Raw genomic sequence first — 13,221 nt, 5'->3', positions numbered from 1 at the left:
TACTGGACCGGTGATCACACGTGCGATCGGGGCCGGGTCGCTCGTCCGCGATCTCGGCAACTGGCAGGACACCGGCGACAGCCGGCCGGCCTACCGGGCCCTCGCCGATTCCATCCGGCTGCTCGTACACGACGGTCGGGTGCCGCTCGGCGTGGCCCTGCCGAGCGAGCGGGAACTCGCGGCGGCCCTGTCGCTGAGCCGCACCACGGTCAGCGCCGCCTACGCGGCCCTGCGTGAGGACGGCTATCTGCGCAGCCGGCAAGGGGCCCGCAGCACCGTCGCGGTGCCCGCCCGCACCGGCTCCGACCCGGTGCGTCCGCGCACCCCCGCCGGGGCCGTGATCGACCTGAGCAACGCCTCGCTGCCCGCGCCGGCCGCCGAGATCGAGGCGGCCTACGCGGCGGCGCTGGGGTCGATGTCGGGTTATCTCGTCTCGCACGGCATGGAACCGATCGGCATCGGGGTTCTGCGCGAGGTGATCGCCCGCCGCTACCGCGAGCGCGGCCTGCCCACCACACCCGACCAGATCATGGTCACCTCCGGCGCGCAGCACGCGATGCGGTTGCTGCTCGGGGTGCTCACCGATCCCGGTGACCGTGTCGTCGTCGACCACCCCACCTATCCCAACGCCCTCGAGGCGATCCGCCGGCACGGTGTGCGGCCGGTGCCGGTGCCGGTGCGTCCGGAGAGCGGCCCGCACGGCGGATGGGATCTCGACGGCCTCGAGAGCGCCGTGCGGCAGACCGCCGCGCGCACCGCCTTCCTCGTCCCCGACTTCCACAACCCCACCGGCCTGTGCCTGGACGAGGACGGCCGGCGGGAACTGAACCGCATCATGCGCGAGACCCGCACGACCCTCGTCGTCGACGAGACGATGGTGGACCTGTGGCTCGACGCGCCGCCCCCACCGCCGGTCGCGGCCACCGCCGGGGGCGGGTCGGTGGTCACTGTCGGATCGACCGGCAAGTCGCTGTGGGGTGGGCTGCGGGTGGGCTGGATCCGCGCCGACCGCGACATGATCGTCCGGCTCGCCGGGGCCCGCACCGCCGTCGACCTCGGTACCCCGGTGATGGAGCAGCTCGCCGTCGCGCACCTGCTCTCCGACGTCGAGGATCTGCTCGAGGACCGCCGCGAACAGCTGCGCATCCGGCGTCGGGCCCTGTGCGACGCCCTCGACGCGCGGCTGCCCGACTGGGAGTACACCCGCGGGCAGGGCGGCATGTCGTTGTGGGCGCGTATGCCCGAGGCGGTGTCCACCGCGCTCGCCGCGGCGGCGCCCTCGCACGGGGTGCTGCTCGCCGCGGGACCGCGGTTCGGTGTGCAGGGCGCCTTCGAACGGTTCGTGCGCCTGCCCTATACCCAGGACGTCGACAGGTTCGACGACGCCGTCGCCGCGATGGCCGGTGCCTACGCGCAGGTGGCGTCGGGGCGCGGGGCCGACACGGCGGGGCTCGTCGTCTGAGCGGCTACTGCCCGGCGGCCTTCGGTGTGGTTGTGCCGCAGTAGGTATCGGCGAGCTCCCGCAGCGAGGCCGAGACCTCGGCGGGACGTTCGAGCGGTCCGCAGTGCCCGCTGTCGAAGGTGCGCAGTTCGAGCAGGTTCGGCAACCGCTCGGCGATCCACTCCGACCGGCTCGGCGGGGAGATCCGGTCGTAGCGGCCCGCGATGACCATCGTCGGCGCGGTGATCTTCGAGGGGTCGACGGTGTGGACCATGTTGACCAGCAGGTTCCCGTAACCGCCGCGGCCGCGCGTGGAGGTGCCCGCGAGCATCCGGTCCACCTCGGCGGTCACCGCGGGATCGGCGCCGGGGCCGACCGCGACGCGGGTCAGCAGCTGACGGCGCAGCGGCAGGTGCTTCGGCAGCGGCATCCGGGCCAGGGGAGCGACGGTCTGCGCGGTGCGCCGCCGCAACGGGATCAGACGCTCCGGGCCGCGCAGGAAGCGCAGGTGGTCGAGGATCTCACCGGGAGTGGTGTTGACCAGCGCCACCGCGGCGATGCGGGAGTCGATGTCCTGCGGGTACCGCTCGGCCCAGGACATCACCGCGATGCCGCCCATGGAGTGACCGGCGACCACGGCGGGCCGGCCGTCCGGCACCGCCGTGCACAGCACCGCGTGCAGGTCGTCGGCGAGATGGTCGAAGGTGTAGGCGCGGGCCGGGGCGGCCTGGCTGCGGCCGTGCCCGCGGTGGTCGAAGGCGATGACCCGGTGGTCGCCGGCGAGGTCGAAGATCTGGTTCCGCCAGAACGCCAGCCTGCACAGGATGCCGTGCGACAGCACGATCACGGGGGCGTCGACGGGCCCGTAGGCCTCGGTGTGGATCCGGGTCCCGTCCTTGCTCCGGACCTCGATGATCTCCGGTCGCGGCCCGCGGGCCACGGCCCGGGTGTACGCCGCTTCCGCGGTCGACCGGTGGATCGAAGCTCCTACGCCAACGCTCATGGAGTACTGATTAACACAGCCGTCACCCCCGATGTGTGAATCAGGTCACAAAACGGGACCGGCTGTATACGACCGAGCCCGGCGCCGTCCGCAACGGGACGGTGCCGGGCTCGGCAGGGCATCGGACCGGGATCAGACCCACAGCGTGTCGATGTCGGTGGGCTCGGCGGCCGGTCCCGACGGGGTGCCGGCGGGGGTGCGCGAGAAGCGCGGCGCCGGGGCGTGCTGGACGATGCCGTCGATCTCGATCAGCGAGCCGCGGGCGGCGATGTGCTCGTTCTTCTCCGCCTCGGCCCAGGTGAGGACCGGAGAGACGCAGGCGTCGGTGCCGAGGAAGATCTCGGTCCACTCGTCGCGGGTCTTCGTCAGGAACTTCTCGGTGAAGATCTTCTTCAGTTCCGCCCAGCGGGAGGTGTCGAGCTGGTGCGGCAGCTCCTCGGCGTCGAGCTCGAGGCCCTTCAGCAGCAGCGCGTAGAACTGCGGCTCGATGGCGCCGACGGCCATGTACTTGCCGTCCTTGGTCTCGTAGACCTCGTAGAAGGGGGCGCCGGTGTCGAGCATGTTCACGCCGCGCTCGTCCGACCACGCGCCGCGGCCGCGGAAGGCCCACATCATGTGCGAGAGGGCGAGGGCACCGTCGACCATCGCCGCGTCGACGACCTGGCCCTTGCCGGAGGTCTGACGCTCGACGAGGGCGGAGAGGATGCCGAACACGAGGAACATCGAGCCGCCACCGAAGTCGCCGACCATGTTCAGCGGCGGCACCGGGCGCTCGCCCTGGCGACCGATGGCGTGCAGGACGCCGGTGAGGGAGATGTAGTTGATGTCGTGGCCGGCGGCGTTGGCGAGCGGACCCTCCTGGCCCCAGCCGGTCATGCGGCCGTAGACGAGGCGCGGGTTGCGTTCGAGCACCACGTCGGGGCCGAGACCGAGGCGCTCGGTGACGCCGGGGCGGAAGCCCTCGATGAGCACGTCGGCGCGCTCGAGCAGGCTCAGGATCTTCTCGACGTCGGCCGGATCCTTGAGGTTGGCCTCGACGACGCGGCGGTTGCGCTGAATGGGGTCTCGCTGTCCCTCGGCGGGAATCTCACCGGGACGCTGCACGATGACGACGTCTGCGCCGAGATCGGCGAGCAGGGTCGCGGCGTGCGGGCCGGGACCGAGCCCCTTGAACTCCACGACGCGGATACCCGCGAGCGGACCCTTCTTCTCAACAGCTTCAGCGGACACTCGACGAACCTCACTCCGATGCGTAGGGACTGTCGTACCGGAGAGTACCTTAGCGAGCGTTCAGAATATGAGCATGGTCACCCGGAACGGGATCACGACTCGTAGAGGTCCGCCTCGCTCAGGCCCGTCGCCTCGAAGGCCTCCTCGAGGGTCGTGTGCCGCACCACCGTGACCACCTGGTCGTCGACCACACGGAAGGCGATCGCCTCGTCGCGCGGCGCCGGCTCCGACGCCCAGGTCGCGCGTTCCTCCACCACGACGACCCCGTGGTGTACGAACATCCGGCCGGGCTCGAGGGTGACGCCCGCGGTGGTGGCCCATTCCCGCAGTTCGTCGAGCCCCTGGTCGGGATCGTCGTCCCCGGTGGGCAGCACGATGTCGTCGCTCGACAGTTGCACGAGGGTGTCGATGTCGTTGCTGTTGACGGCGTCGTGCCAGGCCAGAACCGTTGCGATCTCCGAAGTGCTCATGATCGAGAGCGTAGCCTGTCGCGGCGCCGGAAGGCGGCCGCGAATCCGGCGAATCCACTGCGCGCCCGCACCGTCCGGAGCACAGTGGAGACATGACGATCACCGGCCAACTCGTGAGTTTCGTTCCGAGCACCGACCTCGACGTCTCGGAGATGTTCTACGTCGACACCCTCCGCTTCCGGAAACTCTCCCGCGACCCGTTCGCTCTCGTGATCGACGGCGGCGACGGCGCCCCCATCCGGATCACGCTGGTGCAGTCACGGGAGGAGACCGGGTACACGGCGCTGGGCTGGCGGGTGACCGATCTGGACGGCACCGTCGAACGGCTCCGCGAACACGGTGTGGAGTTCATCCGCTACAAGGGTATGGACCAGGACGACCACGACGCGTGGTCCGCCCCGGACGGCATGCGGGTCGCGTGGTTCCGCGACCCGCACGGCAACGTCCTCGCCCTCCTCGAAGAGCGTGGCTGACGGATCTCAGCTGCAGCCGCTGGTGTTCCCGCACGACGGGCACGCGTGGCACGATCCCGCTCGCTGCATCTTCACGCCGCACTGCATGCAGTACGGCGCATCCGGATTCGACGGTGACGGTGCCGCCAGACCCCCGGGCTGCGGGGTGGTCTCCGACGGATCGGGTTCCCGCGCCGGGCTGCTCGAATAGGGCGTCAGTGTCGGCCCGTCCGGCCCGCTCCGCTCCGCGACGGTGAGGATCCCCAGTTCGGCCCGCTCGCTCGGTTCGAGATAGTCCACGGCCAGCCGTCGGAAGATGTAGTCCAGGATCGAGGTGGCGATCCGCAGGTCCGGATCGTCGGTGATGCCCGCCGGTTCGAATCGTGTGCTGGTGAACGCCCGCACGAAGGTGCGCAGCGGAACCCCGTACTGCAGGCCGTAACTCACCGACATCGAGAACGCGTCCATGATCCCGGCCAGCGTGGAGCCCTGCTTCGACACGCGCAGGAACATCTCGCCCGGGCGCCCGTCGTCGTACTCGCCGATGGTGACGAAACCCTTGCAGTCGGCGACCCGGAACTCGAAGGTCCGCGAGCGGCGGGTGCGGGGGAGACGTTCCCGGCGCGGACCGGCCGGAACCGGCACCGGGGCCGCCGCGGACGCTCTCGACGAGGTCGACAGCGGCTGCCCGACCTTGCAGTTGTCCCGGTAGACGGCAAGGGCTTTCACGCCGAGCCGCCACGCGTCGACGTACAGGTCGGCGATGTCGTCGACGGTCGCCGATTCGGGCAGGTTCACCGTCTTGGAGATCGCTCCCGACAGGAACGGCTGCACCGCCGCCATCATCGCCACGTGCCCGCGCGGCGAGATGACGTTGTCGCCCATGGACGTCGCGAACACCGGCATGTGCTCGTCGCGCAGATGCGGCGCGCCGGCGAGGTCGTGGTACAGGTCGAGATGCGCGACGATGTCGGCGACCTGCGCCGGACCGTAACCCAGACGAGAAAGTGCCCGCGGCACAATACGATTGACGATGGTGAGGGTGCCGCCACCGACGAGCTTCTTCGTCTTCACCAGCCCCAGATCGGGTTCGATGCCGGTGGTGTCGCAGTCCATCGCGAGACCGATCGTGCCGGTCGGGGCGAGCACGCTGACCTGACTGTTGCGCACCCCGGACTCGGTGCCGTCGGCGACCGCCCGATCCCAGGCCTGTCGCGCGGCGGTGAGGATCGCGGGTGGGGCGAGGGAGGCGTCGACGTCGTCGAGCGCCCCGCGGTGCTTGCCGAGCACCACGAGCATCGCCTCCCGATTCTCGTCGTAGCCGTCGAACGGGCCGAGGCGCCGCGCCAGATACGCGGAGACGGCGTAGGCGTGCCCGGTCATCAGTGCGGTGATCGCCGCCGCCGTCGCACGCCCGGCGTCGCTGTCGTAGGGAAGACCCGAGGCCATCAGCAGCGCACCGAGATTCGCGTAGCCCAGGCCCAGCTGCCGGAACCGCCGCGAGGTCTCGGCGATCCGCTCGGTGGGGTAGTCGGCGCGGCCGACGAGGATCTCCTGCGCGGTGAGCATCACGGCCACCGCGTGCCGGAAGGCGTCGACGTCGAAGGTGCCGTCCTCCCGCAGGAAGGCGAGCAGGTTCAGGCTCGCGAGATTGCACGCCGAATCGTCGAGGTGCATGTACTCCGAGCACGGATTCGACGCGTTGATCCGCCCCGCCGCCGGAGCGGTGTGCCAGGCGTTGATGGTGGTGTCGTACTGGACCCCGGGATCGGCGCACTCCCAGGTGGCAGCGGCGATGCGCTGCAACAACTCCCGCGCCCGCACCGGCCGCACGATCTCGCCGGTGGTCACCGCACGCAACGGCCATTCGGCGTCGCCGACGACCGCCTGCATGAACTCATCGGTGACCCGCACCGAGTTGTTGGCGTTCTGGTATTGCACCGAGTGGATGTCGCGGCCGTCGACTCCCATGTCGAAACCGGCCTCGGCGAGCGCCCGAGCCTTGCGTTCCTCGATCGCCTTGCAGTCGACGAACTCCTCGATGTCGGGATGGTCGACGTCGAGGATCACCATCTTCGCCGCACGGCGGGTCTTGCCGCCCGATTTGATCGTCCCGGCCGAGGCGTCGGCGCCGCGCATGAAACTGACCGGACCCGACGCGACCCCGCCGCCGGCCAGCGGCTCCACCGACGACCGGATGCGCGACAGGTTCACCCCGGCACCGGAGCCGCCCTTGAAGATCACCGCCTCCTGCCGGTACCACTCGAGGATCGAGTCGATGCTGTCGTCGACCGAGAGGATGAAACACGCGCTGGCCTGCTGCCGCGTGTTCGGCACCCCGATGTTGAACCACACCGGGCTGTTGAACGACGCCTTCTGGTGCAGCAGCAGATGGGTCAGTTCGGCGGCGAAGGCCTCGGGATCGTCGAGGTGCCCGTCGGTGTGCCCCCACGCGGTGATCGTGTCGACGATGCGGGCCACCACGTCGCGCAGCGAGCGTTCCCGCTCGGGACTGCCGAGCGGGCCCCGGAAGTACTTCTGCGTGACGATGTCGGTGGCGTTCTGCGACCAGAACGCCGGGAACTCGACGTCGGTCTGCTCGAACACCACCCGGCCGGTGCCGTGGTGGACGATCCGCGCGTCGCGGCGCTGCCAGTCGATCGTGTCGGCCGGGTCGACGCCGGGTGTGGTGAAGAAGCGGACGTCGCCGCGCACCCCGTCGCCGGCCGGATCGGGCATGCTGCGTGGACTGCTGTGAGGCTCGGCACTGCTCATGGCGTTCCTCCGGGGACCGTGGATCCGTGCCACATATAGTCCCACCATGGTCTCACCGCGTCTCGGTACTCCGCTGTCTCCCACCGCCACCAAGGTGCTGCTGCTCGGCTCCGGCGAGCTCGGCAAGGAGGTGGTGATCGCTCTGCAACGGCTCGGCGTGGAGGTCGTCGCCGTGGACCGCTACCCCAACGCCCCGGGACACCAGGTCGCGCACCGCGCCCACACCATCGACATGAGCGACCCGCAGGCCCTGCTCGAGTTGATCGAGGCCGAGCGCCCGCACCTGGTGGTGCCGGAGATCGAGGCCATCGCCACCGACGCCCTGGCCGTCGTCGAGGAACGCGGCCTCGCCGAGGTCGTCCCCACGGCCCGTGCCACCCAGCTCACCATGAACCGCGAGGGCATCCGTCGCCTCGCCGCCGAGGAACTGGGCCTGCCCACCTCGCCCTACCGCTTCGCCTCCAGCCTCGACGAACTCCGTGACGCCGCCGCGCAGGTCGGTTTCCCGTGCGTGATCAAGCCGGTGATGTCGTCGTCGGGCAAGGGCCAGTCCACCGTCCGTTCCGCCGACGCGCTCGACGCCGCCTGGGAGTACGCGATGGCCGGCGGCCGGGTGAACCGCGGCACCGTCATCGTCGAGGGCTTCGTCGAGTTCGACTACGAGATCACCCAGCTCACCGTGCGGGCGCTCGGACCCTCGGGCGAGATCGAGACCCACTTCTGCGAACCCATCGGGCACCTGCAGCGCGACGGCGACTACGTCGAGTCGTGGCAGCCGCAGCCGATGAGCGAGGCCGCGCTGACCCGGGCCCGGGAGGTCGCCGCGGCGGTCACCGGTGCGCTCGGCGGCCGCGGGGTGTTCGGCGTCGAACTGTTCGTCAAGGGCGACGAGGTGTACTTCTCCGAGGTCAGCCCCCGCCCGCACGACACCGGTCTGGTCACCCTGCGCACGCAGCGTTACTCCGAGTTCGAGCTGCACGCCCGCGCCATCCTGGGCCTGCCCGTCGATACCGGGCTGCTGTCGCCGGGTGCCTCCGCCGTGATCTACGGCGGCATGGACGCCACCGGTATCGCCTTCGAGGGTGTCGGCGACGCCCTGCGCATCCCCGAAACGGACCTGCGGCTGTTCGGCAAGCCCGAATCGTTCCCGCGCCGCCGCATGGGGGTCGCGGTGTCGACCGGCCCCGACGTCGGGACCGCGCGGGCCCGCGCCACCGAGGCCGCCTCCCTCGTCAGGCCCGTCGCACCGTGAGCGCGGGCGCCGAGGTTCTGGTCGGGCTGGCGATCCTCGTCGGCCTGGTCGGCATCGTGGTGCCGATCCTGCCCGGCGTCCTGTTGATCTTCGCGGCCATCGCGGTGTGGGCGTTCGTCACCGGCGGCACCACCGCCTGGATCGTGCTCGCGGTGGCCACCGCGGCGCTGCTCGTCACCGGCATCGTGAAGTACACCTGGCCCGGCAAGCGGCTGCAGCAGGCCGGGGTGCCGAACCGGTCGTTGGTGATCGGCGGCCTGCTCGGCATCGTCGGGTTCTTCGTCGTCCCCGTGGTGGGGTTGTTCCTCGGCTTCCTGCTCGGCATGTACCTGTCGGAGGCGCAGCGGCACCGCACCCACCGCGACGCGTGGGTCGCGACGGTCGCCGCCACCAAGGCCGTGGCGCTGTCGATCCTCGTCGAACTGCTCGGTGGGCTCGTCGCCGCGTCGGTGTGGCTCGGGGCGGTCCTGGTCGCCTGAAGCACCCCGAACACGAGGAAGGCCCCGTCCGTGCGGACGGGGCCTTCCTCGTTCGTGCAGGTCAGGCGACCATCACGCCTTGTGCGGCTCGCTGGCGCGGAACATCTCCTCGCGCTCGACGACCTTCACGCGCTCGCGGCCCTCGGCCTCACCGAGTGCGCGCTCGTGCGCGTCGAGGCGGTACCAGCCCTGCCAGGTGGTGTAGGGGAGCTGCTTCTCCTCGAGGAACTTCACCACGGCGTCCTCGGAGGGCTCCTCCGGGGTGTTGAGGCGACCGGCGGCGCGGTCCTCGAGCAGGTTCGCGACGGTCTCGTTCGCATCGCCCTTGGTGTGGCCGATCAGGCCCACCGGACCACGCTTGATCCAGCCGGTGACGTAGGTGTGCGGCATGAACCGGTCGTGACCCTCGGCGTTCTCGTCGACGAGCACGCGGCCGGCCTCGTTCGGCACGGTGCCGGCCTGGTCGTCGAAGGGCAGCTTCGCGATGTTCTGCGACAGGTAGCCGACGGCGCGGTAGACGGCCTGGACCTCCCAGTCGTTGAACTTGCCGGTGCCGCGGACGTTACCGGTGCCGTCGAGCTCGGTGCGCTCGGTGCGCAGGCCCACGACCTTGCCGTCCTCGCCGAGGATCTCGTGCGGCGACTCGAAGAAGTGCAGGAACAGCTTGTGCGGGCGGTCGCCCACGTCGCGGATCGCCCAGTCCTGGAGGGTGTTGGCGACCATGTCGACCTGCTTGGAGTTGCGGCGGGCCTGCTCGGACGCCTCGTCGTACTGGATGTCCTCCGGGTCGACGATGACCTCGATGTTGGGGGAGTGGTCGAGCTCGCGCAGCTCGAGCGGCGTGAACTTGGCCTGCGCCGGACCGCGACGACCGAAGACGTGCACCTCGACGGCCTTGTTGTTCTTCAGGCCCTCGTAGACGTTCGGCGGGATCTCGGTCGGCAGCAGCTCGTCGCCGGTCTTGGCGAGTACGCGTGCGACGTCGAGGGCGACGTTGCCGACACCGAGGACGGCGACCTTCTCGGCCTCGAGCGGCCAGGTGCGCGGCACGTCGGGGTGGCCGTCGTACCAGGACACGAAGTCGGCGGCGCCGTAGCTGCCGTCCAGGTCGATGCCGGGGATGTTCAGTGCCCGGTCCGCGTTCGCGCCGGTCGAGAAGATCACGGCGTCGTAGAAGCGCTTCAGGTCGTCGAGGTTGAAGTCGGTGCCGTAGTCGAGGTTGCCGAGGAGGCGGATCTGCGGCTTGTCGAGCACCTTGTGCAGCGCGGTGATGATGCCCTTGATGCGCGGGTGGTCGGGGGCGACACCGTAACGGATCAGACCGAACGGTGCCGGCATGCGCTCGAACAGGTCGATGCTGACCCCGGGATCCTGCGCAGTGTCGGACTTCATGAGCGCATCGGCGGCGTAGATACCGGCGGGACCGGCACCGACGATCGCGACGCGAAGGGGACGAGTCTGATCGGTCATCAGGGGATCAACTACCTCTTCGGTGTACGGACGGACAGAATGCAGCTTGAGTTAAGGCTACCCTCAGTGGGTGAGGCGCAGGTCACGCAGGGATGACGGCGATGTAAACGGGATCCAGCCGTCGAGCGAATCGCTTCAGCGACAACACATGTGGGCACACAGACGGCACAGGTCGACGGCGAGGCGTCGAACGAGCTGCGTGGTGGCCATGTCACAATTCCTACCTCGAGAGGGTTTATTGGGCAAATGCGGTCCCCCGAAGACCCCCGGACCGGCGCCGATAGGATCGATGACATGGCACGACGCGGAGCACCCGAACCCGATCCCGGCCCCGACCCGGAAGGCCCGAACGACCGCAGCGCCGCCCCCTTCTTCGGGGCGCTCGCCGTCATCGTGGTGCTCGCCGTCGTCGTCCTCGGCGCCCAGCTGTTCTCCCCGTCCGGCGAGAACGTCGGCGACGACGAACTCGTCCGCCGCACCGTCACCGACTACGTCACCGCCCACAACGGCGACGACGACCAGGTCCTCGACCGGCTGCGCTGCGACGATCTGCCCGCCGACGAGGCGCCCCTGACGGGGGTCGAGGGCTCCGTCGAGCTGCAGGCCACGCAGAACATCTCCGTCGACGGCGATCGCGGCACCGCGGACGTGCGGGTGCGCACCGGCGACGAACCGGAGACCTCCACCTGGCAGTTCGTCCGGGTCGGTGACAATTGGCGGGTCTGCCGCTTCTGACGCCGCCCGGATGCACGTCACAGCCCTACCTGTGAAAACATGTCGGGGTGAGCTACGCAGGTGATATAACGCCGCGGCAGGCATGGGACCTGCTGCAGGAAAATCCGGATGCCGTGCTCGTCGATGTGCGAACCGAAGCCGAGTGGAAGTACGTCGGGGTACCCGAGACCTCGTCGCTCGGTCGCCGGACCGTGTTCGTCGAGTGGGTTCGCTACCCCGACGGCGTGCCGAACAAGTCCTTCGTCGAAGACCTGAAGGCTGCGGGGATCGACAAGGGGCCGGTGATCTTCCTGTGTCGCTCGGGCCAGCGTTCCATCGGTGCCGCCGAAGCGGCCACCGCTGCGGGCCTGACCCCCGCCTACAACGTTCTCGAAGGATTCGAAGGCGCCCTCGATGCCGAAGGGCATCGGGGTGCCCAGGGCTGGCGGGCCGAGGGCCTGCCGTGGAGGCAGTCGTGAGTTCCATCCCCCAGGGCGGTGCCTTCCACAAGGCCCTGCCCGAGACCGTCCGGCCGGCCACGCTCGGCGTGCGCGGCGGGACCCTCCGGTCCGGCTTCGAGGAGACCTCCGAGGCGGTCTACCTGAACTCCGGGTTCGTCTACGAATCCGCCGAGGCCGCCGAGGCCGCCTTCACCGGTGAGGTCGACCACTTCGTCTACTCCCGCTACGGCAACCCCACGGTCAAGATGTTCGAGGAGCGCCTGCGCCTGCTCGACGGTGCCGAGGGTGCCTACGCCACCGCGTCCGGCATGTCCGCGGTGTTCACCGCCCTCGCTGCGCTGCTCGGCAAGGGCGACCGCCTCGTCGCGGCCCGCAGCCTGTTCGGCTCCTGCTTCGTGGTGTGCAACGAGATCCTGCCCCGCTGGGGTGTCGAGACCGTCTTCGTCGACGGCGAGGACCTCGACCAGTGGGAGAAGGCCCTGTCGGTGCCCACCACCGCGGTGTTCTTCGAGACCCCCTCGAACCCGATGCAAACCCTCGTCGACGTGCGCCGCGTCTCCGAGATGGCGCACGCCGCCGGCGCGAAGGTGGTGCTGGACAACGTCTTCGCCACCCCGCTGCTGCAGCGCAGCCTCGATCTCGGTGCCGACGTCGTCGTCTACTCGGGCACCAAGCACATCGACGGCCAGGGCCGCGTGCTCGGCGGTGCGATCCTCGGGTCCAAGGAGTACATCGACGGTCCAGTCCAGCAGCTCATCCGCCACACCGGGCCGTCGCTGAGCCCGTTCAACGCGTGGACGCTGCTCAAGGGCCTCGAGACCATGCCGCTGCGCGTGAACGCCGCGGTCGGTTCGGCGCTGCGCATCGCACAGTTCCTCGAGGACCACTCCGCGGTGCGCTGGGTCAAGTACCCCTATCTCGAATCGCACCCCCAGTACGAGCTGGCGAAGTCGCAGATGAGCGGCGGTGGCACCATCGTCACCTTCGAACTCGACGCCCCCGAGGGCGAGGGCAAGAAGCGGGCCTTCGAGCTGCTGAACAAGCTGCGCATCGTCGACATCTCCAACAACCTCGGCGACGCCAAGTCCCTCATCACCCACCCGGCGACCACCACGCACCGCGCGATGGGACCGGAGGGCCGCGCCGCCATCGGCCTGTCCGACGGTGTCGTCCGCCTCTCGGTGGGCCTCGAGGACCCCGAGGACCTGCTCGAAGATCTGCAGCAGGCGCTCTCCTGACCTGCTGAGCCGTGAGTTACGCTGCGGGTGTCCTGTCGACTCGACAGGACACCCGCAGCGTTTTCGGTGAAGCCGGTGCAATTCCGGCGCTGTCCCGCAACTGTGAGCCCGTACCCCCGGGTGAGCCAGGTCAGCCGGCGCCGCGGGTTCGTACGTACTGTTCCTCGGACGAAGGACGGGACGTGCCGCAACGCGCCGTTGCAGCCGTACTGTTTTCGTCCTCCGACACACGGAGG

The 13,221-nt window shown here is 69.8% G+C and carries 12 protein-coding genes and 1 riboswitch; of the genes, 7 read left to right on the top strand and 5 right to left on the bottom strand.

Features of this window, described 5'->3' with window-relative positions; all coding sequences use genetic code 11:
* The first annotated feature begins 10 nt into the window (after nt 1–10).
* Nucleotides 11–1,462: a MocR-like transcription factor YczR gene (gene yczR / locus OED52_RS17020; protein ID WP_264152021.1), complete on the top strand. Its 1,452-nt coding sequence runs from the start codon at nt 11–13 to the stop codon at nt 1,460–1,462.
* 4 nt (nt 1,463–1,466) lie between these two features.
* Here yczR and OED52_RS17015 read toward each other — a convergent pair whose 3' ends face one another.
* The 3 genes from OED52_RS17015 to OED52_RS17005 form a co-directional block, all read right to left on the bottom strand.
* Nucleotides 1,467–2,444 (bottom strand): alpha/beta fold hydrolase, encoded by a 978-nt coding sequence (locus OED52_RS17015; RefSeq protein WP_264152020.1) that lies wholly within the window; start codon nt 2,442–2,444, stop codon nt 1,467–1,469.
* Nucleotides 2,445–2,576: 132 nt separating this feature from the next.
* The gene (locus tag OED52_RS17010) at nt 2,577–3,674 is read right to left on the bottom strand and encodes a CaiB/BaiF CoA transferase family protein (protein ID WP_264152019.1); all 1,098 of its coding nucleotides are present in this window, start codon (nt 3,672–3,674) and stop codon (nt 2,577–2,579) included.
* Nucleotides 3,675–3,766: 92 nt separating this feature from the next.
* Nucleotides 3,767–4,144 carry a nuclear transport factor 2 family protein gene (locus OED52_RS17005; protein ID WP_264152018.1) on the bottom strand — a complete coding sequence of 126 codons (378 nt, stop codon included), beginning with the start codon at nt 4,142–4,144 and terminating at the stop codon, nt 3,767–3,769.
* A 92-nt stretch (nt 4,145–4,236) separates the two neighbouring features.
* Here OED52_RS17005 and OED52_RS17000 point away from each other — a divergent pair, with 92 nt between their 5' ends.
* Entirely contained in the window at nt 4,237–4,617 is a 381-nt protein-coding gene (locus OED52_RS17000) for a VOC family protein (RefSeq protein ID WP_264152017.1), read from the top strand.
* 6 nt (nt 4,618–4,623) lie between these two features.
* On the opposite strand, the gene OED52_RS16995 is transcribed toward OED52_RS17000, so the two are convergent.
* Nucleotides 4,624–7,335 (bottom strand): vitamin B12-dependent ribonucleotide reductase, encoded by a 2,712-nt coding sequence (locus tag OED52_RS16995; RefSeq protein WP_264152016.1) that lies wholly within the window; start codon nt 7,333–7,335, stop codon nt 4,624–4,626.
* A gap of 82 nt (nt 7,336–7,417) precedes the next feature.
* Here OED52_RS16995 and purT point away from each other — a divergent pair, with 82 nt between their 5' ends.
* A complete protein-coding gene (gene purT / locus OED52_RS16990; protein ID WP_264152015.1) occupies nt 7,418–8,623 on the top strand; it encodes a formate-dependent phosphoribosylglycinamide formyltransferase in 1,206 nt (401 codons plus the stop codon).
* Nucleotides 8,620–9,102 (top strand): DUF456 domain-containing protein, encoded by a 483-nt coding sequence (locus tag OED52_RS16985; RefSeq protein WP_264152014.1) that lies wholly within the window; start codon nt 8,620–8,622, stop codon nt 9,100–9,102. The genes purT and OED52_RS16985 overlap by 4 nt, the downstream gene beginning before the upstream one ends.
* A 72-nt stretch (nt 9,103–9,174) precedes the next feature.
* On the opposite strand, the gene OED52_RS16980 is transcribed toward OED52_RS16985, so the two are convergent.
* On the bottom strand, nt 9,175–10,572 hold the full coding sequence (locus OED52_RS16980; protein WP_264152013.1) for an FAD-dependent oxidoreductase: 1,398 nt from the start codon (nt 10,570–10,572) through the stop codon (nt 9,175–9,177).
* Between the two features lie 294 nt (nt 10,573–10,866).
* On the opposite strand from OED52_RS16980, the gene OED52_RS16975 reads away from it, so the two are divergent.
* Genes OED52_RS16975 through OED52_RS16965 form a run of 3 tightly spaced genes read left to right on the top strand, consistent with a single transcriptional unit; the run spans nt 10,867 to nt 12,985 of the window.
* Nucleotides 10,867–11,307: an Rv0361 family membrane protein gene (locus OED52_RS16975; protein ID WP_264152012.1), complete on the top strand. Its 441-nt coding sequence runs from the start codon at nt 10,867–10,869 to the stop codon at nt 11,305–11,307.
* Nucleotides 11,308–11,354: 47 nt separating this feature from the next.
* Nucleotides 11,355–11,765 (top strand): rhodanese-like domain-containing protein, encoded by a 411-nt coding sequence (locus OED52_RS16970; RefSeq protein WP_264152011.1) that lies wholly within the window; start codon nt 11,355–11,357, stop codon nt 11,763–11,765.
* Nucleotides 11,762–12,985, top strand: coding sequence for an O-succinylhomoserine sulfhydrylase (locus OED52_RS16965; protein WP_264152010.1), 1,224 nt, complete (start codon nt 11,762–11,764; stop codon nt 12,983–12,985). The genes OED52_RS16970 and OED52_RS16965 overlap by 4 nt, the downstream gene beginning before the upstream one ends.
* An 8-nt stretch (nt 12,986–12,993) precedes the next feature.
* Nucleotides 12,994–13,143, top strand: a riboswitch (cobalamin riboswitch).
* Nucleotides 13,144–13,221: the final 78 nt, after the last annotated feature.

This window comes from Rhodococcus sp. Z13, assembly GCF_025837095.1.
Taxonomy (GTDB): domain Bacteria; phylum Actinomycetota; class Actinomycetes; order Mycobacteriales; family Mycobacteriaceae; genus Rhodococcus; species Rhodococcus sacchari.
The sequence above is the reverse complement of the archived record's forward strand: the minus strand, read 5'-3'. Positions and strand labels throughout refer to the sequence as shown.